The organism is Shewanella sp. Choline-02u-19, assembly GCF_002836205.1.
Classification (GTDB): Bacteria; Pseudomonadota; Gammaproteobacteria; order Enterobacterales; family Shewanellaceae; genus Shewanella.
Genome location: NZ_PJBE01000013.1, coordinates 1668065 through 1693486 on the forward strand (window position 1 = coordinate 1668065; position 25422 = coordinate 1693486).

The 25422-nt window shown below is 42.3% G+C and carries 23 protein-coding genes; 7 read left to right on the top strand and 16 right to left on the bottom strand.

Annotated elements, in window-relative coordinates; translation table 11 throughout:
• Positions 1 to 33: 33 nt before the first annotated feature.
• The 4 genes from prc to CXF83_RS13960 all read right to left on the bottom strand — a co-directional run bounded on the left by prc (position 34) and on the right by CXF83_RS13960 (position 3868).
• Positions 34 to 2076, bottom strand: coding sequence for a carboxy terminal-processing peptidase (prc, locus tag CXF83_RS13945; RefSeq protein WP_101091034.1), 2043 nt, complete (start codon positions 2074 to 2076; stop codon positions 34 to 36).
• A gap of 33 nt (positions 2077 to 2109) precedes the next feature.
• Positions 2110 to 2748 carry an RNA chaperone ProQ gene (gene proQ / locus CXF83_RS13950; RefSeq protein ID WP_101091035.1) on the bottom strand — a complete coding sequence of 213 codons (639 nt, stop codon included), beginning with the start codon at positions 2746 to 2748 and terminating at the stop codon, positions 2110 to 2112.
• A 285-nt stretch (positions 2749 to 3033) separates the two neighbouring features.
• Positions 3034 to 3492: a GAF domain-containing protein gene (locus tag CXF83_RS13955; protein ID WP_101091036.1), complete on the bottom strand. Its 459-nt coding sequence runs from the start codon at positions 3490 to 3492 to the stop codon at positions 3034 to 3036.
• A gap of 94 nt (positions 3493 to 3586) precedes the next feature.
• On the bottom strand, positions 3587 to 3868 hold the full coding sequence (locus CXF83_RS13960; RefSeq protein WP_101091037.1) for a YebG family protein: 282 nt from the start codon (positions 3866 to 3868) through the stop codon (positions 3587 to 3589).
• Between the two features lie 196 nt (positions 3869 to 4064).
• On the opposite strand from CXF83_RS13960, the gene CXF83_RS13965 reads away from it, so the two are divergent.
• The 3 genes from CXF83_RS13965 to CXF83_RS13975 are packed head-to-tail and all read left to right on the top strand — an operon-like array spanning position 4065 to position 7927.
• Positions 4065 to 4691, top strand: a complete 627-nt coding sequence (locus tag CXF83_RS13965; protein WP_101091038.1) for a paraquat-inducible protein A — start codon at positions 4065 to 4067, stop codon at positions 4689 to 4691.
• On the top strand, positions 4681 to 5325 hold the full coding sequence (locus CXF83_RS13970; RefSeq protein WP_101091039.1) for a paraquat-inducible protein A: 645 nt from the start codon (positions 4681 to 4683) through the stop codon (positions 5323 to 5325). Before CXF83_RS13965 ends, CXF83_RS13970 begins: the two co-directional genes overlap by 11 nt.
• Positions 5303 to 7927 (top strand): MlaD family protein, encoded by a 2625-nt coding sequence (locus tag CXF83_RS13975; RefSeq protein WP_101091040.1) that lies wholly within the window; start codon positions 5303 to 5305, stop codon positions 7925 to 7927. The genes CXF83_RS13970 and CXF83_RS13975 overlap by 23 nt, the downstream gene beginning before the upstream one ends.
• Before the next feature lie 97 nt (positions 7928 to 8024).
• On the opposite strand, the gene CXF83_RS13980 is transcribed toward CXF83_RS13975, so the two are convergent.
• Complete coding sequence (locus CXF83_RS13980) at positions 8025 to 9251, bottom strand: nucleoside recognition domain-containing protein (protein ID WP_101091041.1); 1227 nt, start codon at positions 9249 to 9251, stop codon at positions 8025 to 8027.
• A 111-nt stretch (positions 9252 to 9362) separates the two neighbouring features.
• Between CXF83_RS13980 and rsmF the strand changes: the two genes are divergently transcribed.
• Complete coding sequence (gene rsmF, locus CXF83_RS13985) at positions 9363 to 10787, top strand: 16S rRNA (cytosine(1407)-C(5))-methyltransferase RsmF (protein ID WP_101091042.1); 1425 nt, start codon at positions 9363 to 9365, stop codon at positions 10785 to 10787.
• Positions 10788 to 11032: 245 nt separating this feature from the next.
• Here rsmF and CXF83_RS13990 read toward each other — a convergent pair whose 3' ends face one another.
• The 9 genes from CXF83_RS13990 to apbC are packed head-to-tail and all read right to left on the bottom strand — an operon-like array spanning position 11033 to position 17966.
• Complete coding sequence (locus CXF83_RS13990) at positions 11033 to 11821, bottom strand: TatD family hydrolase (RefSeq protein WP_101091043.1); 789 nt, start codon at positions 11819 to 11821, stop codon at positions 11033 to 11035.
• Positions 11822 to 11862: 41 nt separating this feature from the next.
• Positions 11863 to 12189: a PilZ domain-containing protein gene (locus CXF83_RS13995; RefSeq protein WP_101091044.1), complete on the bottom strand. Its 327-nt coding sequence runs from the start codon at positions 12187 to 12189 to the stop codon at positions 11863 to 11865.
• Between the two features lie 6 nt (positions 12190 to 12195).
• Positions 12196 to 13113 carry a DNA polymerase III subunit delta' gene (gene holB / locus CXF83_RS14000; RefSeq protein ID WP_101091045.1) on the bottom strand — a complete coding sequence of 306 codons (918 nt, stop codon included), beginning with the start codon at positions 13111 to 13113 and terminating at the stop codon, positions 12196 to 12198.
• A gap of 1 nt (position 13114) precedes the next feature.
• Complete coding sequence (tmk, locus tag CXF83_RS14005) at positions 13115 to 13759, bottom strand: dTMP kinase (RefSeq protein WP_101091046.1); 645 nt, start codon at positions 13757 to 13759, stop codon at positions 13115 to 13117.
• Entirely contained in the window at positions 13756 to 14763 is a 1008-nt protein-coding gene (gene mltG, locus CXF83_RS14010; protein ID WP_101091047.1) for an endolytic transglycosylase MltG, read from the bottom strand. Before mltG ends, tmk begins: the two co-directional genes overlap by 4 nt.
• Positions 14760 to 15578, bottom strand: coding sequence for an aminodeoxychorismate lyase (gene pabC, locus CXF83_RS14015; RefSeq protein WP_101091048.1), 819 nt, complete (start codon positions 15576 to 15578; stop codon positions 14760 to 14762). The genes mltG and pabC overlap by 4 nt, the downstream gene beginning before the upstream one ends.
• Positions 15579 to 16163: a dCTP deaminase gene (dcd, locus tag CXF83_RS14020; protein WP_101091049.1), complete on the bottom strand. Its 585-nt coding sequence runs from the start codon at positions 16161 to 16163 to the stop codon at positions 15579 to 15581.
• A gap of 40 nt (positions 16164 to 16203) precedes the next feature.
• A complete protein-coding gene (udk, locus tag CXF83_RS14025; protein WP_101091050.1) occupies positions 16204 to 16842 on the bottom strand; it encodes a uridine kinase in 639 nt (212 codons plus the stop codon).
• 8 nt (positions 16843 to 16850) lie between these two features.
• Positions 16851 to 17966: an iron-sulfur cluster carrier protein ApbC gene (gene apbC / locus CXF83_RS14030; RefSeq protein ID WP_101091051.1), complete on the bottom strand. Its 1116-nt coding sequence runs from the start codon at positions 17964 to 17966 to the stop codon at positions 16851 to 16853.
• 160 nt (positions 17967 to 18126) lie between these two features.
• Here apbC and metG point away from each other — a divergent pair, with 160 nt between their 5' ends.
• Positions 18127 to 20172 carry a methionine--tRNA ligase gene (gene metG, locus CXF83_RS14035; RefSeq protein WP_101091052.1) on the top strand — a complete coding sequence of 682 codons (2046 nt, stop codon included), beginning with the start codon at positions 18127 to 18129 and terminating at the stop codon, positions 20170 to 20172.
• 86 nt (positions 20173 to 20258) lie between these two features.
• On the opposite strand, the gene CXF83_RS14040 is transcribed toward metG, so the two are convergent.
• Complete coding sequence (locus tag CXF83_RS14040; RefSeq protein WP_101091053.1) at positions 20259 to 21011, bottom strand: Nif3-like dinuclear metal center hexameric protein; 753 nt, start codon at positions 21009 to 21011, stop codon at positions 20259 to 20261.
• Positions 21012 to 21385: 374 nt separating this feature from the next.
• Here CXF83_RS14040 and CXF83_RS14045 point away from each other — a divergent pair, with 374 nt between their 5' ends.
• Positions 21386 to 21727: a hypothetical protein gene (locus CXF83_RS14045; protein ID WP_101091231.1), complete on the top strand. Its 342-nt coding sequence runs from the start codon at positions 21386 to 21388 to the stop codon at positions 21725 to 21727.
• 132 nt (positions 21728 to 21859) lie between these two features.
• Here the strand turns inward: CXF83_RS14045 and CXF83_RS14050 are convergent, their stop codons facing one another.
• Positions 21860 to 23719, bottom strand: a complete 1860-nt coding sequence (locus tag CXF83_RS14050; protein ID WP_101091054.1) for a choice-of-anchor I family protein — start codon at positions 23717 to 23719, stop codon at positions 21860 to 21862.
• Between the two features lie 418 nt (positions 23720 to 24137).
• Here CXF83_RS14050 and CXF83_RS14055 point away from each other — a divergent pair, with 418 nt between their 5' ends.
• Positions 24138 to 25358: a multidrug effflux MFS transporter gene (locus tag CXF83_RS14055; protein WP_232775113.1), complete on the top strand. Its 1221-nt coding sequence runs from the start codon at positions 24138 to 24140 to the stop codon at positions 25356 to 25358.
• Positions 25359 to 25422 lie beyond the last annotated feature (64 nt).

A 25422-nucleotide genomic window follows, 5' to 3' on the forward strand; every position in this document is an offset into this window, starting at 1 on the left:
CTAAAAGCGCGTTTTCTAATTCAGGATGAATCACTATTTTTGATTCTTCGCTACTTTCTCTACGTCGACTAAATCGAGTGTAATGTAAGCAGTTTCATCAAGAAATGCATCTGTTTTTTCAGTGTCATCTTCAATATCGTCTAACGATTTAACAATCTCTAGACCTTCTCGAACTCTACGCTCATTGACACGATCAAGTTGCTTCTTATCATTTTCATCACGTTCAGCGAGTCGTTCACTTTCGACCAATGAAACGGTCTTGTCGTTATGACTCTCTTTAAACTCCGCTATATCTTGGAAGATATAACTGAATTCAACGTCAGTCTTAATTCTTTGCTGATGTTTACCATCAAGATTCTGAATTAACTCTGGGTATATTTCATTTAACGTACCGTATTGAGCAACAGGTACCTTATCCCACGGCAGTGCATTTTCTTCTTCAGCCTCGCCATATTCACCAGGCGCTAATGCACTTGGGAACGGAATATCAGGGGTTACCCCTTTAAGTTGAGTGCTACCGCCATTGATCCGGTAAAACTTTGCGATAGTGTACTGTACATGGCCAATAGGCTTCTCATACATATCGTATATACGGCCAAGTCCTTTATGCTGTTGCACAGTACCTTTACCAAAGGTAGATTCACCTACAATCAACGCGCGGTCATAATCTTGCAGCGCTGCAGCAAAAATTTCTGAGGCTGATGCACTGTAACGGTCTACCATCACGGTTAAAGGACCGTCATAAGTCACTCTTCCGTCATTGTCTCTATTTTGCGAAACTCGACCATTAGCGTCACGTATTTGTACAACAGGACCTTGTTCAATGAACAGACCGGTAAGCAAAGTTGCTTCTGTTAACGCACCGCCACCATTCCCGCGCAGGTCAATAATAATCCCTTCAACTTTTGCCTCTTTCAGCTCAGCAAGCTCTTTAGAAACATCCTTTGAAAGGTTCATATAAAAACCAGGGATATGGATGACGCCCACTTTACGATTAGCGTAAGGACCTTCTGTAGGTTCAACAACCTTTGATGTTGCTGCACGGTCTTCTAGTCGTATTTTATCTCTAACAATTGTTAGTTCAAAAGGCTTGGCACTCGATCCGCCTTTATTTGGCAAGATCTCTAAAACAACCTTACTGCCTTTTGGTCCTTTAATTAACTCGACTACATCGTCTAAACGCCAACCGATAACGTCAACAACGTCTTCACCTTCTTGGCCAACACCAACGATCTTATCTTCTGGTGATAACTTCTCACTTGTCGCCGCTGGACCACCTGCTACTAAGCTCTTAATAATCGTGTAATCGTCATCGACTTGAAGCACCGCACCAATACCCTCTAGGCTCAAATTCATTTCCATTTGGAAACGTTCAGCATTTCGAGGAGATAAGTAGCTAGTGTGGGGTTCTACCGTTCTTGCAAATGCGTTCATCACCCCTTGGAAAACATCTTCACTGTGGGTTTGACTCAGACGCTTAATTGAATTGTTATATCGCTTCGATAAAACAGTAACTATTTCATCCCACTTTTTGCCTGTGAGTGAAAGATTAAGCGCATCGTATTTGACTCGCTGACGCCAGAGTTCATTTAACTCAGCTTCATTTTTAGGCCAAGCAGCATCTTTACGATCGAATTCGTAAGCATCGCCGACGACATCAAACTTCATCTCTTTATCTAGCAGAGAAAGTGCATAGGTAAACCGTTCATAGCGACGCTTTTGAATGACTTCAAACATTGAATATGCTTGCTGGAGATTGCCACTTTTTAACATTTCGTCAAATTGAGTTGAATAAGCCATAAAGCTATCAACATCGGATTGCAATAACACATTCTTACGATAATCTAATTGCTTAAGATAACGCTCGAAAACTTGCTTTGAGAACGCATCGTCCATTTCAAAACGATGGTAATGTGATCGGGTAAACAAACCAGTGACGCGTTTACTCGCCACTTTATGTTGGGGTTCCTGCTTTAAAGCAGGTAACTCGCTGAATTGAATAGTAGGGCTAACAGCCCACGCCGAGAATCCTACAAAAATACTGGCGATAGATACAGCCAGAGACATTTTCCGCATCAACAAGTTACTCCTTTACATGCTTTTAAACCATTACAGTAGTATGTATTCCGCTTTAACTTTAATCGTTAAACCTGAATCTAGCTGAACTTGAACATCTTCTTTTTTGATATCCAAAATAACACCAGCTACTGGCGCCTTACCTAGTTTGACATTTACACGTTGATTTTTCTTCAACTCAGCCAATACTGCAGGCGTTAAAATTGCTACCGCGACTTTCTCTTTTGCAGGTTTTGCGTTAGTAGCCGCTTTCGGTCTTCTCGCAACCGGTTTTTTAGCTGGCTTGTTAGCAGTAGCTGAAGGCGCTGGAGTTTTACCTGCCTTCGCTATTCTTTTTGCTTTCGCTTTTTCCTGACTTTCTTTAAGTGTAGCTTGAGCATGGTCAACGTGCTCTTGTTCTAGCTCACCACAAGAATTACCATCTAAATCGATACGGTGTGCACCGGCTTTCACACACTTAAGGTAACGCCAGCTACTTGTGTATCTTCTTAAAGCGATTCTTAGTTGAGTCTTACTGACTTTAGAATCATCAGCTAACCTTTCCGCTAAATCTTGAAACAACCCGATTTTTAATGGTTTCGTTTCACCTTCAGCAATAAAGCATAAAGGAAATGTTTCATATAAGTACGCAAGAATAGCGTTGGTATCGGTCAACTTTTCTGTTGATTCCATCTTTACTTCCACAGTTTAAAAAAGGGACACCACCAAAAGAGTTTATCTCTCTCATTGATTTACGTGTCGTTTATATTTGTCTGATTATGACCTAAAGCACAAATTAATAATGATTAATTTATATTTTTAGTGCCAAAATCAAACCTACCTTAGCAACAACCTATCATAAACGCTATTGATTCGCTTTAGCGAATAATCACGATTTGAAATTTCATTGCTCAAACCGCTCATTATAGAGACGCACGAAATGATTGCGACCACCAATTAGCAATAATTGGTCGTAGATTAACCAAATAGGCAGTTTTCGAGACTTTTAACCATCGTTTCCACACCACGCTGGTCAATTTCATCAAATCTTGATAACGAAGGGCTATCGATATCGAGTACTCCGATAACAATACCATCTCGCCTAAAGGGCACAACTAATTCTGAAACACTGGCAGAATCACACGCAATGTGTCCCGAAAATTGATGTACGTCGGCAATTCTTTGTGTTTGATTTTTTTCCACTGCTGTGCCACAAACACCTTTACCTACCGGAATACGGGAGCAAGCAACTTTCCCTTGAAAAGGTCCAAGTACTAACAGATCATTCTTTAATAGATAGAACCCAACCCAATTAAGGTCAGCTAAGTTGTCATTTAACAACGCTGAAAAATTGGCTAAAGCGGCAATTTGATCATCTTCACCCGTCAGTAAAGCGGTAACCTGACGGTTTAATGTGTCATAAAACGACGCAGTCATAAATATCCTTTAACAGTTCCATCAATTAAAACAAATAAATTCGTCGCATTTTACCAACAAACAATCAATTTCAAACAGACTATTTTCGACTTTTTTATTTTGAATCAGTCTTTTTAGATACTTTTTTAGCGGGTGTACTTTTTTCCGGTGCACTACCTTTAAGCAAAGATTGCAGCTCATCTTTATGTTGCGCCAAATAAAAACCAATTTTTTCAATATCATTATCTTCGAGTCCTAGTTCAGATTTACTTAGAAAAGGGATCAAGTTGTCAGCGACATCAAGCATCTTGTCGTAGGCATCAGCCTCCTTCTTCGATGTAAAAGTCATCTTTTCAACCCCTTCTCTAACTACGACAAATTTTGTTATAACGGCCATAATTAACCTCACACTGTTTTTATATACAGTAAAGAGTCTCACACATTGAAGTTCTTATGCAAGTTTTCTTGAAAATCTGGTAGGCTTATCAATATAAGGACTCTGTATTAATCAATTGCCTACGCATAAATTGAGTTCAATATCACGATAAAGCTTTTTCTTTAACTTTGTACGTTTTATAGAGGTTTTAATTCTTATGACATCGGACGCGCTAGATAATAGTGTTACTTTATGTCGGTCTTGTGACCTCGTCATCAGAAAGCGTGCACTGCCTACAGGCGTCAGAGCCCTTTGTCCACGCTGCCACACCCAGCTCTATGACACACCATATTGCTCATTAAATGGCATGCTAGCACTGTGTATTACCGCAATAATATTTTTCTTCCCTGCCAATACCTACCCAGTGCTAGAATTAGAATTTCTTGGTAGCATGCGTACCACAACGGTATTAGAAGGCGCTTTAGCAGTATACCAACAAGGCTACTGGATTGTTGCCATTGCAGTAATGACTGCCGCAGTAATTGCACCAGGCATTCTACTTATGTCTATCTTGATACAAATCGTTATCATAAAACATGGATTGCAGCATCGTCTATTAAGGTCAATATTAAAGCAGGCATTAAAACTACAGGGATTGCTGACACAACTCACAATGCTCGAAATTTATGTCATTAGCTTTTTAGTGGCCGCTTTCAACCTTGCCGACTTTGCTACAGTTTCATTTGGTTTCGGCACCTTCTGCTTTACAATGCTGTTTATTATGAATTTATTCCTTTTAAGAGAGTACGATTTGGAGCATATGTGGAGTTTTCTTGAAAAGTAACCCAAACGAATCCACATTAGGTAAGCAAATAGGCCTAACATGTTGCCCAACATGCAATAAGGTTACCTGTGCTGAATCAGCTTGTTGCAGTCGCTGTGATACCAAACTCGTTATTAGAGATTATGGGAGTTTACAAAAAAGCTGGGCTTTGTTAATCACAGCCGCGATTTTACTCATACCCGCGAATCTATACCCGATAACGACGCTTACAAATCAGGGGCAAGTCACTCAAGACACTATTTTTTCGGGTATCGCACACCTTGTAAAAACAGATATGATCCCTATAGCAATCATATTATTCACGGCGAGTATTTTGGTGCCATTATTAAAAATAATTGGCCTTACCATATACTTAACTGCGATCAGTTTTAAATTACCTATTTCAAAAAAGAATTTGATGATAGGTTTTCATATTATTGAATGGATAGGCCGTTGGTCTATGCTGGATCTTTTCGTTATTTCGTTAACCGTTGCCGTAGTTAATATGGGGCAATTACTAGATGCGAAACCCGCACCGGCTGCTACTGCATTTGCCTTGGTCATTTTACTGACGCAACTGGCAGCAAAAGTAATTGATACGCGTTTACTCTGGGACCGACTGGAAACAAAAAATGACTCAAGTACAAACACCTAAAGTCGTAAAGAAAAAACTGTTCTCGCCTATTTGGTTATTGCCTATTATTGCGCTCGCGTTAGGCGCTTGGCTTGGCGTAAAAAGCATCCGAGAATCAGGTGTAGAAGTTAGAATTCATTTCCCAAACGCTACCGGAATGGATATTGGTAAAACACTGGTTAAATACCAAGGTTTAACTGTAGGAAAAGTGGCCGATATCAGTATTGATGATCAACTACAAGGTGTGAATGTCGATGTATTAATGGACTATCGCTCTTCGCCTTTTATCAATAAAGGGACTAAATTTTGGTTGGTGACGCCGAAAGCTTCAATCACAGGCATCGAAGGACTAGACACTCTATTTTCAGGTAACTACATCAGCATTTTGCCCGGTGAAGGTGAATCTCGTTCATTTTTTGAAGCTGAAATTACCGCCCCCGTTATTACCCCTGGTAATGAAGGCCTTATTGTCAACATAACCTCGGATAAGCTAGGGTCTTTAGACGTTGGCTCACCGCTCTTTTATCGTCAAATTCCCGTGGGACAAGTCGTTGGATACCGCTTAGACAATAGCCAAAAAATCATTGTAACGGCGTTTATTCAGCAACAATATGCCAGTTTAGTCAAAGTTGATTCACAATTTTGGAATGTATCAGGGATCAGTATTGATGCATCACTTTCAGGGATAGAAGTTCGCAGTGAAAGCCTCGCCTCCATCCTAGCCGGTGGTATTAGTTTTAGCTCTAGTGATCATTCTGACGCTGCTCAGAACCAACATGAATTTTCTTTATACGACAGTGAAGAGCAAGCATTCGGTGGTGTAGAGTTGATGCTTACGGCGACGGGATCTGAATCCGTATCAAAGCACACGGCAATTATATTCAGAGGCATTAAAATTGGCCATGTCACTGATAAAATATTGACGGATGACGGAGTCAGTTTACTTGTTAAAATTGACAGCCAATATAGTGAGCTACTCGCTGGCAGTTCGTCATTCTGGCTAGAAGGCGCAGATATCTCTCTCAATGGTATAAAGCACCCTGAAAGATTATTGACCGGCAGCGTGATTAACTTTACTCCAGGTACTGGAGAGCCACTGCAGCAATACCCACTGTTAACTGACCAACCGCAGCCTTTAAATACGCAAAAACTGGCTTTAACGTTACATTCCGATACAAATCCGGGTATTTCCGCGGGTGCTGAACTGCGATTTAAACAGATAAAAATAGGCACTGTGTTGTCTAGCCAACTCAATGCTGCGTTAACAGAAGTGGAATATAACATTGAAGTCGACGCTGATTTTAGCTCGCTTGTCACTAAAGACAGTTACTTTATCGCCGAGTCGGCATTATCTATTGAGGCTGACCTTGGAGGCGTTGCAGTTAAAACACGTGATTTAAATACTTTTAGCCTTGGAGCATTAAGCTTAGTCAGAAGTAGTAATAATCAGCAGATTGCTAAGGGTGCATCATTAAATGTGTTTGCCAACAGCAGCGACGCTAAAAGCTTCTTTAAGAATAAGCAGCGAATCAATAAGCAGCTCACCAGTAAAGACGGAGCGGACGTGATTAAAGGTTCGCCAATTTATTATAAAAAAATGCAGATTGGTCAAGTAGAACAGGTCGAATGGCAGCGTAAAGAGAATAATTTCATCATCGATATCAGTATCCAAAAATCATTTGCCAGTTTACTCAACGACAAAACGGTATTTTGGCGTAATAGCGCATTATCAATAAACGCCAGTCTAAACGGTATCGAAGTTGAAGTCGCACCACTTCAAGCTGCCATTAAGGGTGGGATCACATTGGGGTTACTCGATAGTCCAGTGCTAGACAATGGCAAACACCTATACGATTCAAAATTTCTCGCCTTGAGTCAGTCAACAACAATCGCATTAACCTTCCCTGCCACGGTTAAATTGGAGAAAAAAGCACCCATCCGTTATTTAGGCCACAAGGTGGGTGAGGTTCACTCAGTGGTACTGAGTAAAGACCTATCTGAATTAAACGTAGAGGCTTACCTTTATGGTGATTATGCCGCCAGCTTTAATCAACAAGATGCTAATTTCTCGATTGTCGATGTCAGAGTGTCTCTAGCAGGAATTGAAGCGCCAGAAACCATCCTAACAGGGCCCTATATTTCAGTGTTCCCAGGGGTGAGTGCTCAAACATCATCAGAGTTTATCGGTTTAATTGAAAAGCCGTTTCATAATATTAATAACGCGCTCACCTTCGTCATCAGCAATGATAATTTGGGTTCGATCAATAAAGGCACCGCCATATTCTTCCGTGGTATTAAAGTCGGTCAAGTTGATGAATACAGATTGATAGCAGATGGCACCAGCGTTGAAATGACAGTACACGTAGATAACCAGTATCGACACCTTATTAATAACACCAGTGTATTTTGGGATCTTTCCGGGGTAAAAGTTGATGTAGGTCTTTTCTCTGGAGCCAAAATTGAAACGGGGTCTCTAGAAACTATTCTTGCCGGTGGCATAGGCCTAGCGACCAAAGAGATTACCAGCTCAGATAACATGATTAATACCGACTACCGCTTTTCTCTTAGCTCAACAGTAGATCCACTTTGGCTTGAATGGGCGCCTAAACAAACGGCTCAATAGAGCCTGAGACATTGAATCTCTTTAAAAAGACGCTGCTCTTCGGTAGCGTCTTTTAATGCAATAACTATCGTTATGTACCCAAGTCACTTAGAGATCATTAACCATAAAACTGGTAACAAACAATAATAGCTGCCGAAATACCGGCGAGATCAGCAAACAAACCACACGCTAATGCATGTCTTCCATTGCGAATGCCTACCGCGCCAAAATACACAGCCAGTACATAAAAAGTGGTTTCAGTACTGCCCTGTAAAATAGCTGCCAACCGCCCAGCAAAAGAATCGACCCCATAATGCTGCATTGTCTCTAGCATCATCGCCCTCGCCCCTGAACCACTAAACGGTTTCATGATTGCGGTTGGCATTGCATCAACAAAACGTGTATCCCCGCCTGCAAATGCGACGAGTCCTGCTAACAGATCTAAAGCGTAATCTAGCGCACCAGAGGCCCGCAGCAAAGCAATAGCAAGTAACATAGCAAGCAAGTAGGGAATAAGCTTTATTGACTGAGAAAACCCCTCTTTAGCGCCTTCAATGAACTCATCATAAACCGCCACTTTTCTAAGTCCTGCAATCAACACAAAGCTGAAAATGAGTAACAGCAAAATACCATTGCCCATTGCGGTGCTCACCTCCCCTATCGCTGTTACTGTTAGGGTCGACAAATAGAACATCAACGCCGTTAACGTCGCTAAAATACCTGCTGCATAAGCGATAACAACGGTATTGATAATTGATAAACGCTGCACAATTGCCACAGCCAAGACCCCGGCTAACGTCGATGCAGTCGTCGCTAACAAGATGGGCAGAAATATATCTGCAGGTGCGACCGCACCTTGCTGCGCCCGATATAGAAATACCGTGACGGGCACCAGCGTTATAGAAGAAGTGTTGAGCACCAAGAATAATATTTGAGCATTGGTCGCGGTATGCTTTACCGGGTTTAATGTCTGTAAGTCCTGCATCGCTTTTAACCCTAACGGGGTTGCTGCATTGTCTAGACCAAGCATGTTTGCCGTAAGGTTCATGGTGATACTGCCATAAGCGGGGTGTCCACGTGGCACCTCAGGCATCAACCTCGATAATAGCGGCTCGAAAGCACGAGAGAAAAATGCTACAACCCCCGCTTTTTCACCAACACGCATCAGTCCCATCCACAGACAAAGCACACCTATCAATCCTAATGCTATTTCAGCTGCCAGCCTTGCACTCGAAAAAATGGCTTCAACACTATGACTCAGTACAACGACATTACCGTTCAATAGCTGGATAAATATTGCGCCTAACGCTATAGCAAAAAAGCCAAACCAAATCTTATTTAGCACTGAAGTTCCTTTCCTTATCTAGTACAACGCGACGCAGTTCTCTACATGTGCTCCCACTATATCGCTGTTTAGGGTTATAATCTGAATACTTTATCGCATTATCTTCGGCATATGGCTCATTTAAATCAGAATTTTATCAGTAGCATTGAACAAGATCTTCCATCTCACCTTACCATGGAAGACTTTATCCGTTTCAGCAACAAGCCACTGCGGCCCTCTATACGTATTAATACGCTAAAAATATCAGCAGAAAATTTCATCGCATTGATGACGCCTAAAGGCTGGAATTTCACCCCAATACCTTGGTGTGAACACGGCTATTGGATTGAACTGAGCGTTGGCATACAACTCGGCAATACCATTGAGCATTTACAAGGGCTGTTTTATATTCAAGAAGCCAGTTCAATGTTGCCCCCAACGGCACTCATTACCGAAGGGCAAAACTGTACCAAACAATATGTGCTCGACATGGCATCAGCCCCTGGGTCAAAAACAACACAAATAGCAGCTCTGATGAACAACAAGGGATTACTTGTTGCTAATGAGTACTCCGCTAGTCGAGTTAAAGTCTTACATGCCAATATAGCGCGAATGGGTGTTTCTAATTGCGCGCTAACTCATTTTGACGCCCGTGTGTTTGGCGAGTACTTGTTTGAGACGTTTGATTCCATATTACTCGATGCACCATGCAGTGGTGAAGGCACCATTAGAAAGGATGCCGATGCCTTAAAAAACTGGGATAACAATGATGTTAAAGGCATCGTAAACACGCAGAAGGAATTAATAGACTCAGCTTTTCAATCACTAAAACCAGGGGGTGAATTAGTTTACTCGACCTGTGCTTTAAGTCGAAAAGAGAATCAAGATGTTTGCGCTTATTTAAAGGAGCGTTATTCTGATGCTGTTGAGTTTGTTAATTTATCATCACTATTTCCTGGTGCAGAGAGAGCTTGTACTGAAGAAGGATTTTTGCATGTATGGCCGCAAATATATGATAGTGAAGGTTTTTTTGTCGCTAAAATAAAAAAGGTATCCAGTGTAGAAAGGCTATTACCTGAACCCCGAAAGCAAAAAAACTTCCCATTTGAGAAGGCCTCAGCAAAACAGGTCGAAGCACTAGCTGACTATCTTGAGACTTCTTTTAATATCATTGTGGCCAATGAAGCGGATATCTATGTTCGCGATGCCGAATTATGGCTTTTCCCTAAGCCCTTTCAGGCTCTTATCGGAAAAATGCGTTTTCAACGTATAGGGATCAAGCTGGCTGATACCTTAAAGAAAGGCTTTAAAGTGAAGCACGAAGCGATTTCGGCATTAACGACATCAACAAGCGTTGCGTTAACTGATGAAGAGGCGCAAACGTTTCTGATGGGACGTGATATCGCATTGATTGAAAAAATTAAGCCTCAAGGCGAAACTATTGTCAGTTATGCAGGTTGTTCTTTAGGTGTCGTTAAACACCTTGGTAATAAGCTAAAAAACAATCTTCCCAGAGACTTAGTCAGAGACAAAATTGCTCGCTACCCAACATTGTAATTTTTATTGGTATTGATAAAGCGTTTAATAAAAAAAGTAGGCCTAAATACAAATGCTCTACTACACTCTATTACATTAGTTTTACTGAATTGAGTAATAGCAGATTTTAACCGTAAAGGTTATCAACAGTAGCGCACGGCTCTTTAAGAGCCATTCCCCTAGACCCAGAACAATTGGAATAGTTTTGGGTCTCTTTTTGCCTAAAATTTGTCGTTAAAAGTACTGAAGGGAAATCACCAATGTGGTTATCTTCCGACTATACGCGCTGCATCTTTGAACAAGTTAAAGAAGTTCTCAGTCGTATACTCAGCAACATCAGAGTATTTTTCGCCCCTGAGCTCGGCAACAAACTCAGCAACATCACGCACAAAAGCGGGTTGATTCTCTTGGCCTCGATGAGGCACAGGTGCTAAATAAGGAGAATCGGTCTCTACAAGTAGTCTATCTTTAGGGACTTTCCTAATGACGCTACGCAGATCACCTGCATTCTTGAAAGTGACAATACCTGAAACCGAAATGTAAAAGCCCATATCAATTGCAGCTTTCGCCATTTCCCAATTCTCAGTAAAGCAGTGCAATACGCCACCGACGGTGTCTGCATTGCCGCGCTTGAGAAAATTAATGGTATCTTCCCTTGCATCACGGGTATGAATAATCAGTGGTTTTTTGACTTTAACGGCGAGATCTATCTGTTGTTCAAAACATGATTGCTGTAACGCTTTAGTTTCATTAGCATAGAAATAATCTAAGCCTGTCTCTCCTATCGCCACCACTTTTTCATCGCGTGCAAACTGCTCTATCTCTTCAACATTTAATCCGTCTTGCACATCGAGCGGGTGCACTCCAGCAGACAGAAAAACCTCATCAAATGAAGCCATTTTTTGCTTCATCTCTAGAAAACCTTGCTGCCTAACGTTTACGCACAAAAAATACGCGATATCACGCGCTTTGGCTGCATTAATAATGTTGGTTAATGCATCTTGATCGGGGGCAGTTTTGAGGCGGTCTAAATGACAATGTGAATCGATAAGCACTGGAGAGTCCTACTTTCTAAAAGGAGAGCAAGTCTACCGAGCTACATGGTGCAGGTCAAATTTCCAGATGCTAGTTCTGCAGAAAGCAGCTTTTCAATGTGGTGTTTGTGCATGTCTGGCTCGGAAATGATTTTGACCCCGATACCTGCAGGCCGTCCGCCAGAGGCGCCTAAAGGGTTAATCCAAACCACGATGCCCTCAAACTGCATTCTTTCCGTTGAACCAGGCAGGTGATAAGCCACGGACAGCGATTGTCCAAGGAAAAAACTCTCTGTAGTGCCAACAAATAAGCCCGCTGGTTTTATAAAAGGCATATAAGCCCTGTATAGTTGATGCAAGGTATCAAAGTTGACAACAAGATTAGTCATAATTATTTAGCGGTCCAATAACGTAACGTATTCAATGATTATGCCTTCAAACAATCCCAATACATTCACGGTTGGCATGACTGATAAGCGTACTTCTTGCTGCATGATCTTAGCTGCAAAAGTGGCGAGTGATGAGCGGATCAATGGATCCATGGTCTGATCTTTTACAAGCTTTCGATGCAGCACAAGATATAAAACCTTAATCGCGTCAGAAACTTGCTTCTCATTCACATTTTGTAAACTAGCACAGAGCTGAGCTGACGACAAACTTTGTATCCAACCTTTTCTGAAGTCCAACAAGCTCTGGTAACGGCCACTTTCGATAGCTGACACTATCGCTAATGGTCCACCGACGACGGGTAAACACCAGCTGTAATCATCAGCCACCTTTAGTTCTTCATTAAGCCAGCTCTTTACCTCCAGTCTTGAAGGGAGCCTGACTTGGATCCGTTGGCAGCGGCTGCTAATCGTCGCCATTAACCGACTAGGTGAATTTGCCTGTAAAAAAAGAAGGGTATCTTTACCTGGTTCCTCTAAGGTTTTAAGTAATGCATTTGCAGAAGCTTGATTAAGGCGTTCACAATTAAGGATCACAGCGATTCGGCGGCCACCTTGCTGAGCAGTAGTGGTCAGTTTCTGGCATAACGCCCGGATTTGATCAACTTTAATCTGTGCACCATCGGCTTCAATTTTATAAAAGTCAGGATGACTACCCGCTTCTATTAGCTGACACGCTTTACAAAACCCACAAGCGCCAGAAATCCCTACTTGACTGCATAATGACGCTTTAGCAAGATCTAACGCTAACACTTCACCGCCATAACCGGCGTCTAGTCCAATGAGATAAGCATGTGCGACTTGTTGACGGCCTAATTGCGCGTGAAACTCATCGCTTGCGCCCTGCAACCACGGTAAATACTGCATATTACCAAGCCTGATCTTGAAGTACTGCAATGATATCTTTATGCACTGCCGCCATACTCTGGCTCGCATCAACGATCATAATAGAATCATCGTTGTCAGCGTAAGACAAAAACGTCGCTCGGGTTCGGTTAAAAAACGCAATCTCTTGCTGCTCGATTCGGTCCAACTCGCCACGGTTGGCAGCGCGAGCTAAACCCTGCGTAGGGTCAATATCGAGGTAAAGCGTTAAATCCGGTTTAAACCCTTTTAAAGTCGCCTCACTAATGGCCGAAACCAATGGCATTAAGCCACGCCCACCGCCTTGATATGCAAGCGATGAAAGGTTGTGCCTATCACCCAGTACCCATTTCCCCTCTGCAAGAGATGGCTTAATCACATTCGCGACCAATTGAGCTCTGGCGGCATAAAATATGAGGCATTCAGCTTCATCGCATAATGGGTCAGACTCATTGGCAATTTTGACTAAATCACGCATCTGTTCAGCTAAAGGCGTACCGCCTGGCTCGCGGGTGCATACCGGCGCTTGGCCAGTGTGTTTTTCAATAAAATCGCGTACTAATGCGATTGCACTGGATTTACCAGCCCCTTCAAGCCCTTCTATGACAATAAACTTTGCTTTTTTAGCCACGGTTGATTCAGTGTTCATCGATTTCTCTGATATTTATTCACTGCTCGGTTATGTTCTAACAGTGTTTTTGAAAATACATGGCTACCATCATTTTGTGAGACAAAATAAAGGTAATTAACATCAGCTGGATTGGCTGCTGCATGCAAGGCCGCAAGACTCGGAGCGGCAATTGGCGTTGGTGGTAGCCCGTTAATTCTATAAGTGTTAAAAGCCGTTTGCTCGCGCAGATCTTTACGGGTGATATTACCTTGGTAACGTTCCCCCATGCCATAAATGACCGTAGGATCAGTCTGCAAGCGCATGCCTTTGCGCAAACGATTAATAAAGACCGCAGATATCCAGGGTCTTTCACTCGCTTTACCCGTTTCTTTTTCAATAATTGACGCGAGTATTAATAGTTCATACGGTGACTTAAGCGGTAAGCCTGCTTGCCGACTGTCCCATGCCTTTTCGAGTTCTACTTGCATCTTGCGATAGCTTTCTCGCAATAATGTGTTGGCTGAACTGTGTGCCCTGTAATGGTAGGTATCAGGGAAAAACTTCCCTTCTGGCAATCCGGAATTATCACCATTATTCATTAATATATTGGTAAATAGCGCGTCGTCAAACCTTAACTTTTGTTGCTCTGATAATTGCACCCGCCACTCTTTTACGGTTTGCCCTTCCAGTAACGTCAGCGCAAATGATTTTTCATTTCCTGCCACTAGCTTTTCAAGCAAACTGTTGACAGTCTCTTGTGGAACGACTTCGTATAAGCCTGACTTTATTTGTGCTAATGCGGGGTTAAGACGCACTAACCACTTTAATTTCCAACCCTCTTCTATTAACTTTTTCTGGGTTAATATGTTGGTAAACTGATTAAATGATGTGCCTCTTTTAATCTCTAATTCTTGTGCGTTTACGACATTGAGTTGTGTTTGACCAAACGTCATTAACGTTTGGTAACCCCAATAGCCACCCACTGCGGTAATGGTGAGTAGCGTAAAACTTGTTGCTAGAAAACCAATTAAGAATTTTTTCATAATGTCAGATCAAGCTGCTCTCTTAATAATGAAGTGTAAGGCGCTATTTTAAAGGACTGTTGGTCTATTTTATTGATATCAACAACCCCGAGTAAACTGTTGGTCATGAAAACATGTTTCACTTGAGACAGTATATCAACATTTATTTCAGTCACCGATACCGAAAATTTCATCTCTAGCAATTGATAAATCACTTGTTCTCTCATCATGCCCGCCACTCCGGCATAGGAAAACTGAGGTGTTATGATGCCGGCATCGGTTTCAAAAAACAGATTAGCCATTGAAGATTCGATAATATTTTTATTGCTATCAAGTACTAACCAGTCATCGATCCCATTGGCTAAAGCAACCGACTTAATTAACACTTGCTCAAGTCGATTACAGTGCTTAATGCCCGCCAAGCGAGGTTGCCTTGCCAGTAACACATCCGATGATTGTAAGCTGATGCCCGTTTTTTGCCAATGTTGGTAAATATCAGGGAAAGGATGAACGGATACGATTTCAGTTATCGATGGGTTTGAATTTGGCGGCGTATAGCCACGTCCACCCACACCACGAGACAATAGTATTTTGAGGCATGACTGAGGGTTATCTTTAGCGCACTGCAACAACCGCTCTTTCAGTGCCGCTGTTGGTTGCCATTGAAAGCCTAACCGCTGTGCACCTTGGGTTAATCGCAAAAAGTGAGATTCAATAAATTGAATCTCACTTTTGTTGACTCGCATTGTTGCAAATAAACCATCGCCGTAGGCTAATCCTCGATCAAGAGGACTAATAGTGGCATCAGGTTGTCCATTAACCCAAACTACCGACATTTAGTTATCCTGGCTAATTCTGCTAGCGACTGCGTTTTGCTGATCTTTGTACTTTGCACTCTTACGTTTATTGTAAGGTCTAGCAACAGGCTGAGACAAACGTTCAAAGTTAAGCGCGCCGATCGTCATATTAGGCTTAAGAGCCAATGGCAATTTACCACTGTTAAAAAACTCTAATACGATTTTTCCTTGCCAACCCGGATCAATGCGATGCGCGGTAACGTGGACCATTAACCCTAAACGGGCCAGCGATGAACGACCATCTAACCAACCGACAATATCTGCTGGTAAAGTAACTTCCTCATGAGTGACCGACAGTGCAAGTTCACCTGGATGCAAGAAGAATGATTGATCTTCTGCTATCACAATAGTTTCACTCATTACTCTATCAAGTGCTTGCTGCATTTCTGCACTCGGGCCGCTTAAATCAATAAAAGGGGCAGTGTGATCTTTAAATACGCGAAATTCATTGCCTAATTTAACGTCAACACTCACACCACTTATCGCCTCAGCGCAGGGCCTAGGCTCCATAACGATAGTGCCATTATCTAAACATTCTTCAATTTCAATATCTGTCAAACGCATAATCGTTAAGGTCCCTTATACTGATTTTTTTAGGTTACTTTTACTTAACTAGAAGGTGCTGTATTCGTGCCTTTAAAATATCGGTCGCAATACGGTTCTTACCGCCACGAGGTACAATAATATCTGCGTATTGTTTTGACGGTTCAATGAATTGTAAAAACATCGGTCGTACCGTCTCGGTGTACTGTGCCATCACCGATTCCATTGTTCTACCACGTTCAGCTACGTCACGGGAGAGTCTGCGCATAAAACAGATATCGAGTGGAGTATCCATAAATACACTCGCATCCATTTGCTCACGCAAAGCAGGGTCAGTGAGCAGTAGGATCCCTTCAAGAATAATCACTTTCTTAGGGGTTAAGGTTACTTTCTCATCAGTACGAGTATGTTCGTTATAGCTATAAACTGGAATATCAACAGCGTTGCCTTCTTTGAGCGCACGTAAATGCTTACAAAGTAACTCGTGATCAAGCGCTTTAGGATGATCGTAGTTAGTTAAAACACGTTCATCCATCGACATATGACCTTGGTCACGATAGTAAGCATCTTCAGCAATAACACCAATTTGATCAGTGCCTAAATCACGGCATAACTCTTCATAAATCGTTTTGGCAATAAGACTCTTACCTGAGGCCGATGCGCCTGCAATTGCGATTACAACACATTGTTTTGAATTCATTTTAAAATCTACTCATCGTCCGATATGCTTATTGACACTTTAGATTGCGCTTGGCATAACGCAAGTTGAGCGCCCACTTTGCGGGCTATTTCACGATACATGCTAGAAACCTGACACTCGCTATCAGCGACTACCGTGGGTATTCCTTTATCGACGTCTTCTCGAATATTTAACTGTAATGGCAACTGCCCCAATAATGGAACATTGTAACGAGTTGCCATTTTTTCGCCGCCATCAGCGCCGAAAGGATGATCTTTATGACCGCATTCAGGGCATAAATGAAAACTCATGTTTTCAACAATACCGAGTACTGGAATATTGACCTTTTGGAACATATTCACGCCTTTTTTAGCGTCAGCCAAGGCAATATCTTGCGGTGTTGTTACAATGACGGCGCCACTTACCGGTACTTTTTGCGATAAGGTGAGCTGGATATCACCTGTTCCTGGTGGCATATCGATCACCATATAATCCAACTCTGGCCATTCAGTCTCAGTCAGTAATTGAATCAATGCACCCGCTGCCATTGGACCACGCCATACAGCTGCTTGGTCACCATCTAGCATAAAACCTATCGATTGCGCAGAAATGCCATGAGCTTTGGCGGCAGTCATTATCTTTCCATCCGGAGAGACAGGTTTAAAACCTTCAACGCCTAGCATCATCGGAATGGATGGACCATAAATGTCAGCATCCAAAATACCCACGCGGGCACCTTCTGCTGCCAGCGCTAATGCAAGGTTGACAGCCGTTGTTGACTTACCTACACCGCCTTTACCTGATGCAACCGCAATAATCTGGCGTATATTTGGCAGAGGTTCTACTGCACTGATCGCTGATACAGTATCTGGCTGAAAATCGATTTCACACTCTACTTCATCAATTGCATCTAATACCGCTAACTCTTTTGTTACCGCCATGACGATATCTTGATATTGCGTTTGGCATGGGTACGAGTAACAAAGGCCCAATTGCAAGCGTTTACCTTCAATTGCAAGGCTAGTCACCATGCCGGCACTTAAAAAGCTTTTGTTTAAATATGGATCTTGGAACGCATCAAGAATGGCTAGAACAGGAACGAGAAGATCATCACTGAGATGATAATTTGGGTGAGATGAAGACAAAATGTAGACCCCCTAAATATGATTTGCGCAATTGTACCAGAATTTTAGGTAAACATTAGTTTAGATTTACCACAGTTACGCTAGGTTTTGATGAAACTCAGCATTGGATCGGTTAGTATCTATTCCATTCTATTTAGGTTCCCAGCGATTTCGAGAAAAGATGGCCAATTCACAACGTAAAATCTTAGTCACTAGTGCACTTCCGTATGCCAATGGTCCGATCCATTTAGGCCATATGCTTGAGTATATTCAAACCGATATTTGGTCACGTTTTCAAAAGTTACGTGGACATGAATGTCACTATATCTGTGCGGATGATGCTCATGGCACGCCAATTATGCTTAAAGCACAGCAGATGGGTATTGCACCAGAAGAGATGATTGCTCAAGTACAAAAAGAGCATGAAAAAGATTTTGCTGATTTCAATATTCAATTTGATAATTTCCACAGCACTCACAGCGAAGAAAACCGTGAACTTGCCAATGAAATTTACCTCAAGTTACGTGATGCGGGTTATATAAAAACCAAAACGATTTCACAGTTATTCGATCCAGAAAAGTTAATGTTCTTGCCAGACCGATTTGTCAAAGGCACTTGCCCAAAATGTAAAAGTGAAGACCAATACGGTGATAACTGTGACAATTGCGGCGCGACTTATAGCACTACCGACCTAATCAACCCTTATTCTGCAGTTTCTGGTGCTACACCAGTGATGAAAGACAGTGAGCATTTCTTTTTTGATCTACCTGCATTTGAAACCATGCTTGGCGAATGGTTAGCTTCTGGTTCACTGCAACCTGAAATCGCGAACAAATTAAGAGAATGGTTCGGTCAAGGATTGCAACAGTGGGATATTTCTCGTGATGCGCCTTATTTTGGGTTTGAAATACCGGATCAGCCAGGTAAATTTTTCTATGTATGGCTAGATGCGCCAATCGGCTACATGGGTTCATTCAAAAATTTATGTGACAAACGTGAAGATTTAAATTTTGACGAATTTTGGAGCCTAGATTCTAAAGCTGAGCTATATCACTTCATCGGTAAAGATATTGTCAACTTCCATGGTTTATTCTGGCCTGCCGTACTAGACGGTGCCGGAATTCGGAAACCTACAGCGGTCTACGCACACGGTTATGTCACTGTAAACGGCGCTAAAATGTCTAAGTCAAAAGGCACGTTCATTAAAGCACGTACCTATTTAGATAATTTAGACCCTGAGTATCTTCGTTACTACTACGCAGCTAAATTAAATAGTCGTGTCGATGACTTAGATTTGAACCTTGAAGACTTCGCTCAACGTGTTAACTCAGATTTAGTCGGAAAGCTTGTTAACTTAGCCTCAAGAACAGCTGGTTTTATCAGTAAACGTTTCGATGGTAAGTTAGCTAAAATTAATGATATGACTTTGACTGAAGCATTCTTGTCAAAGCAGGACATTATTGCAGATTTATATGAAACACGTGAATTCGGTAAAGCGATGCGTGAAATCATGGCGCTTGCTGATGTTGCTAATGCTTATGTTGCTGACGCTGCTCCATGGCAATTAATTAAAGATGACGCTAAGCAAGAAGAAGCCCATCAAGTCTGTAGTAACGCACTAAACTTATTCCGCATTCTAGTCACATATCTAAAACCAGTATTGCCAAAACTTGCGGCAGATGTTGAAGCATTCCTACAGATAGAGCTAACGTGGAATAATTTGGACGTCGATCTCGCTGATCATGAAATCGCTAAATTCAAAGCATTAATGCAGCGTATCGAAATAAAGAGTATCGAAGCGATTATCGAAGCTTCATCAGAGAATCTCCAAGTCACCAAAGACGTTGAAGTGCCTAAAGTTGAAGAAGTGCAAACGGAACTTGAGAAAGAACCGTTAGCAGCTGAAATTAGTTTTGATGATTTCGCCAAGATTGATCTGCGTATTGCGCTGATTTCAAAAGCTGAACATATTGAAAAAGCCAACAAACTGCTTCGATTAGAGCTTGATTTAGGGGGTGAAATCAAACAAGTCTTCGCCGGTATAAAATCAGCTTATGCGCCTGAAGATTTGGTTGGCAAGCACACGGTAATGGTGGCTAACCTTGCGCCGCGTAAAATGAAATTCGGTGAGTCTGAAGGTATGGTACTCGCTGCTGGCCCAGGCGGTAAAGATATCTGGATCCTTGAGCCACATGCAGGTGCAAAACCTGGTATGCGAGTGATGTAGCGCTTATCTAAACGCGGGCACCCGCCATAAAAAGCCGCTCAACGTTGAGCGGCTTTTTTGTATCCGTTTATCGTTATCAACTCAGTCTAAACTGGATTACTGATATCAATGAAATGGTGCTTTAAGCCAAATTTATAGGCTAGATGTTTACCGAGCGCCTGAATGCCATAAAGCTCTGTAGCGTGATGTCCCGCGCCGTAATACTGAATATTTTGCTCGATTGCGCAGTGATATGTGCGCTCTGATGCTTCGCCACTAATAAATGCATCAATCCCAAGGGATGCTGCAATGTCGATGTAGTCTTGCGCGCCACCCGTGCACCAAGCAATTGTCTCGACTAGGCTTTGTTCGTCACCAAGATGCAAACACTCTCTTGATAGCGTGTGTGAGATGGCCGCTGCAAGATCTTTTGCCAGCACGGGTGTGCTGAGTTCGCCACGCCATATTAAGCCTTGCGCGTGCCCTTCAATCACTCGTGCGTTTTCTATGCCAATCACTTTACCAAATTCAGCATTGTTGCCCACCTCAGGATGTGCATCTAACGGCAAGTGGTAACCAAACAAGTTAATATCATTGAGCAGTAACGCTTTAATTCTTTTCTGCTTCATCCCAACGATAATCTCGGGCTCACTTTTCCAAAAAAAACCATGATGTACAATAATCGCATCGGCGTTTAACGCTATCGCTTCATCAATCAAGGCTTGGCAAGCCGTTACGCCTGTCACAATAGTGTTAATCTCTTGTTTACCTTCAACCTGCAACCCATTAGGTGCGTAATCTTTAAAATTGGCGACCTGTAGGTATTGTGCCAAATACTGGCTTAATTCTGTGCGTGTCATTAACTCACCTATAAAATGTTCTTTTGCATACCCTATTCTCGCTTTTTATGCCCAAACAAGCCAATTCAAGTTCCATTTAAGCAGCACATTTTTATACCAGTTGCATTAAAAGTTTGACCATTCAGCGGGAATTCAAAAGCCCTGTTGGCGAGTTAGGAGATTCAAGCTAATAGTTATTCTATAGCTAAAGCACACCGAGATTTAAATTGTCATATCCCAAATATCAGCAATTTTGACTCACATAATGGCGGTAAAATGTCTAAATCATCCTATAGTTGAAGGCATTAGTGGTGAAAATTGGACTTTTTGGTGCATTAAACGATAAAATCACTCGAAACCTTCATGTAAACACAAAAAATAAACAGGTTATTATTATGTCAAAACTGACCAAAGAAGAGGTTATCAGTACACTTGAGGCCACACTTGCTAAGCAAGAAGGCCAAGCTGTTAAAATTGAACAGAAAGGTAGCTGGTACAAAATCGATGGCGGTAAATCATTACGCTTCAGTGAGTTAGAAGTGATGTTAGCCGAAATGGGTGACAAAAGTGCTCCCATAGAAGCTAAAGCCGATAAAAAAGTAGCAGCCAAGCCAGCTGCCATAAAAGCCACTCCTAAAAAGGTCGCAAAACCCGCGGCTAAAACTGGCGGCAAAACAGCTAAAGAACTTTGGCGTGAAAAGTTAGCGGGTAAAGGTCAACTTCCTCGCGGCTTCTAAGTCGGTACTTGCGGCAATTTGAGCATCGCTCATCATTTGCCTTGCTTAAGTGCTAAAAAACTCCGTTACTGTTGCAGCAGCGGAGTTTTTTATTTTAACGCTTTTAATCATGGCTTCTAATATCAACTATAACTAGAAACTCAGTGCATACACACTGGTGGTTCCACTCACCTCATTGCCTATAACTAACAAAGGCTGCGAAGTAGGACTATCGTTTGCACTGATGAACTTCATCCCTTCAGGGCCGAGATCTCCAGCAAGACTCGCATCACCTTTCACTTCACCCGTATCGCTATCAATTTCAAAGTCTGTATCAAAATCACGATTGACCACATAGTCGACAAAGCTGACTGAAAATGGGTTGGTGATATTGTAAATCATAATGCCACCAGTGCGCTCTAAACCAATAAAAGCATAGTATTGGTCGGCTATTTTTCCAATAGCTAATGCTTCAGGTTCGCCGGCCTTGTCATCACTGCGGCTATCGCCTTTGTTCTCATCGTTATTATTATTAAAATTATCTCCAAGTACTGCGGCGGTAATACGGGAAAACTCTGAGCCACTGTCAAACACCTGATTGCCATGCTCGTCCCAGATAGAGAATGAACGGGCGCCATAACTGATAATTTGATCTACGTCACCATCGTTATCAATATCACCCATGCTGGTCGTCACTTTAAGACGGCCTAATTGGGTCTTGTCTTGCGCTGCACCTAATTGTGGGTGACTGGGGTCTAAATTCAAATCATCTGCTCTGGCTTCTTCTGAAAAGCCATCGTAGTCCCTAGCATCACCTTCGTTAGCGGTGACAATAAAATTAGTCTGCCGCCACTGATAGCTGCTAATGGTATCGGGTTGATACATGCCGTAGACCCCAGCATATGCACTGAAGTTAATCCGGCTATCTTTGTCACTGGCGTCAATTCTATTTTCATATAAGCCGTAATCTTTAAGCCCTAGCGGCAGAATAGATTCAATCTTTTTATCTTTAAGATCGATGACCGCAATGGCATTGTTTTCTTGTAAAGACACGTAAGCCTTTAGATTATCTTCACTCACCGCAATATATTCAGGCTCCAAGTCTTGTGCGACAGAGGCATTAGGCCCGTTGATCTTGATCATTGAGTCCAGCTCACCTTCGCGGGCTCCACCCTTGTTAAAATCAGCAAAACCGATAGCTGTCGCAGTCGTTGCTGGAATATTTTCTTTAATTGCAATCATTGATATGCTGCCTTCAGGATCAAGGCTATAAGCCGTGTTTGGCTCTCCTTCATTAGCCACTATCAATAACGAGCCATTGCGATTAAACGTCACGTTATCCGGTAATGCTCCGACTTCAACGGCATGAAGGAAGCTTGTTTCACCCGCGTCATTGATACGATAAAAAGCGACGAAACCATTGGCTTGTTTACTGTTGCCCAGCGCATCACCTCGCTCTATCGCCACCGCGAGCAGATCCCCATAAACACTTAAACTATTAACGCCGCCTAAATGAGTAAGACCCACATCTGCAGCCACATCAATATCAGTAGTTTTAACGATATTATTAAGGGCCAGTGCACCACTGCCTGACACCGCATCAGTGACATCGATATCAGCCGCGTTAAGTACATCGACTTTACCGCTCTTAGCGTTGATCACAAATACTTGTTTCGATAACGGGTCAAAATCGACGATTTCAGCTGCGCTCAGTCCATAGATTTCGCTTTGGTAACGGCCGACCAATTCAGCCTTTAACGTCGCGCCCTGACCATGACAAACAGTTTGTGACTGAGCATCGTCAATCTCACTTTCATCCAAAACGCCATTAGCGTTTACGTCTAAACCTGACTGCAGTAGTTGTCCACCCATAGCACATTGTTCATTACCAATCGAGAGTGTTGACATTTTAACCAAGGTATTACTACCATTTTTCCCAGATGTGCCATCACTGCAAGCCATTAGTAATAATGCCGACATTAACAGCGGTACAATTGTGTACTCGTTATTCATTTCATTCCCTTCGTAATAAGCAATTAGCTGCAACTACTTTTTCAGCAACTTGAATTATAAAGTCGCCTAATTTAGAACGAAATAAAGTCACGGCAATGACATTTGGATAACAGTTGAATGACAGTTGCACAAGAAAATGGACTGTCTAATTAGTTGCGAGGCTTTCAACACAAATTGAATCACTTTTTAGCACGGTTACAATATAATTTTGATTGGTTAAATGTTTTTAAAACGATAATATAGTGTCGTAAAATACTTTTTATACAATGAGTACCATCTCAATTCGACCTTAAATCAACTAAACTAACGGATCCTTAAGGCTTTAATTAAGTCACATTAAGATCGACTCCCTAGTTAATATATTTCAAGTATTTCCGACAAATCCGCAGCTCAGCAAGCAACACTCAAAGAGGCAGTATTGAAGAACACGTCCAACAATGAACAATCAAGCACCCATCCGGTTGGCATCCCCAATTTAGTATTACTCATCCCAATGCTTGCCGCGATTGTAGCCATTACACCGTTAGCCATCGATATGTATTTACCGGCCATGGCAGCGCTAGCCAGCAGTTTTGACACTGGCATTACGTTAGTTCAACAATCTCTTAGCCTATATTTAGCTGGCTACGCCCTAGGTATGCTGTGCTTTGGTCCGCTTGCTGATAGGTATGGTCGCCGCAAGATGGTGATAATTGGTTTAACGGGCTTTATGCTCACCAGCTTTGCTCTGACATTTGTTCAATCAATTGAAGCCTTTTTGGCATTAAGATTCTTACAAGCTTTTATCGGCGCTGCCGCCACGGTTGTTGTGCCCGGATATATTAAAGAGGTTTACGGACAAAACACCGCTAAAGGGATGTCCTATGTCAGCCTTATTATGATGCTTGCACCGCTTATTGCGCCGAGTATTGGGAGCTTAATTTTAGAACTTGGGGATTGGCACCTAATTTTCTTTATTCTAGCGTTTTATGCGCTGGCATTACTTTTTTTAGTGTGTTTTAAATTAAAAATGCCGAGTGACCGTGATGCAAGCAGCCGCAGTGGTAAATCATTTTTTGGCGCCTATGCCACCGTATTGACCAAACCAGGTGTGAAGCTCAATATTACCTGTGGTGTACTCACCTCCTTTGCCTTTTTCTGCTATTTAACCGCCTCACCGTTTGTCTATATGGAAGTGTTCGGACTCGACAAATCACTATTTGCCATTTTGTTTAGCACCAATGTTGGTGCACTGATGCTCGCGAATGTAGTCAATAGCAAGATTGTGGGTCGTTACGGCTCAAAAAGAATGCTACGTGTATCGACCATTTTCGGTGCAATAGCCGCAAGCGGCTTATTACTGGTCAACATGCTCGACTTAAACTACCTATTTACTGTTGTTATGTTACTGCCATTAATGGCGTGTCTCGGTGTGATGTCAGTCAATGCCGATGCCATTGTATTGATGAAATTCCAACAAGAAACCGGCACCGCAACGGCCGTAATAGGAACACTTAGATTCGGATGCGGCGCACTCGCAGGTCCGCTACTTGCATTGTTCTATACCGGAACCGCAGTGCCCTTCTCTGCACTCATGTTGGCTGCTGTTATTCTTGTCGGCTTATGCCAACTGTTTAGTAAACGAGAGCCGAACCTATAACAATGTTAGACAATCACGCTTACCGTGATTGTCGCCTCTCTATAGCCAAACCTTCCTTTAATCA

Coding starts and splice junctions, on each gene's coding strand:
- CXF83_RS14050 (WP_101091054.1), bottom strand. CDS start 23,719: ATGAATAACGAGTACACAATTGTACCGCTGTTAATGTCGGCATTATTA.
- CXF83_RS13995 (WP_101091044.1), bottom strand. CDS start 12,189: ATGACTAATCTTGTTGTCAACTTTGATACCTTGCATCAACTATACAGG.
- udk (WP_101091050.1), bottom strand. CDS start 16,842: ATGAATTCAAAACAATGTGTTGTAATCGCAATTGCAGGCGCATCGGCC.
- rsmF (WP_101091042.1), top strand. CDS start 9,363: ATGGCTCATTTAAATCAGAATTTTATCAGTAGCATTGAACAAGATCTT.
- CXF83_RS13965 (WP_101091038.1), top strand. CDS start 4,065: ATGACATCGGACGCGCTAGATAATAGTGTTACTTTATGTCGGTCTTGT.
- CXF83_RS13975 (WP_101091040.1), top strand. CDS start 5,303: ATGACTCAAGTACAAACACCTAAAGTCGTAAAGAAAAAACTGTTCTCG.
- metG (WP_101091052.1), top strand. CDS start 18,127: ATGGCCAATTCACAACGTAAAATCTTAGTCACTAGTGCACTTCCGTAT.
- tmk (WP_101091046.1), bottom strand. CDS start 13,759: ATGAACACTGAATCAACCGTGGCTAAAAAAGCAAAGTTTATTGTCATA.
- proQ (WP_101091035.1), bottom strand. CDS start 2,748: ATGGAATCAACAGAAAAGTTGACCGATACCAACGCTATTCTTGCGTAC.
- CXF83_RS13955 (WP_101091036.1), bottom strand. CDS start 3,492: ATGACTGCGTCGTTTTATGACACATTAAACCGTCAGGTTACCGCTTTA.
- CXF83_RS14040 (WP_101091053.1), bottom strand. CDS start 21,011: ATGACACGCACAGAATTAAGCCAGTATTTGGCACAATACCTACAGGTC.
- CXF83_RS14045 (WP_101091231.1), top strand. CDS start 21,386: ATGTCAAAACTGACCAAAGAAGAGGTTATCAGTACACTTGAGGCCACA.
- prc (WP_101091034.1), bottom strand. CDS start 2,076: ATGCGGAAAATGTCTCTGGCTGTATCTATCGCCAGTATTTTTGTAGGA.
- mltG (WP_101091047.1), bottom strand. CDS start 14,763: ATGAAAAAATTCTTAATTGGTTTTCTAGCAACAAGTTTTACGCTACTC.
- CXF83_RS13960 (WP_101091037.1), bottom strand. CDS start 3,868: ATGGCCGTTATAACAAAATTTGTCGTAGTTAGAGAAGGGGTTGAAAAG.
- pabC (WP_101091048.1), bottom strand. CDS start 15,578: ATGTCGGTAGTTTGGGTTAATGGACAACCTGATGCCACTATTAGTCCT.
- dcd (WP_101091049.1), bottom strand. CDS start 16,163: ATGCGTTTGACAGATATTGAAATTGAAGAATGTTTAGATAATGGCACT.
- holB (WP_101091045.1), bottom strand. CDS start 13,113: ATGCAGTATTTACCGTGGTTGCAGGGCGCAAGCGATGAGTTTCACGCG.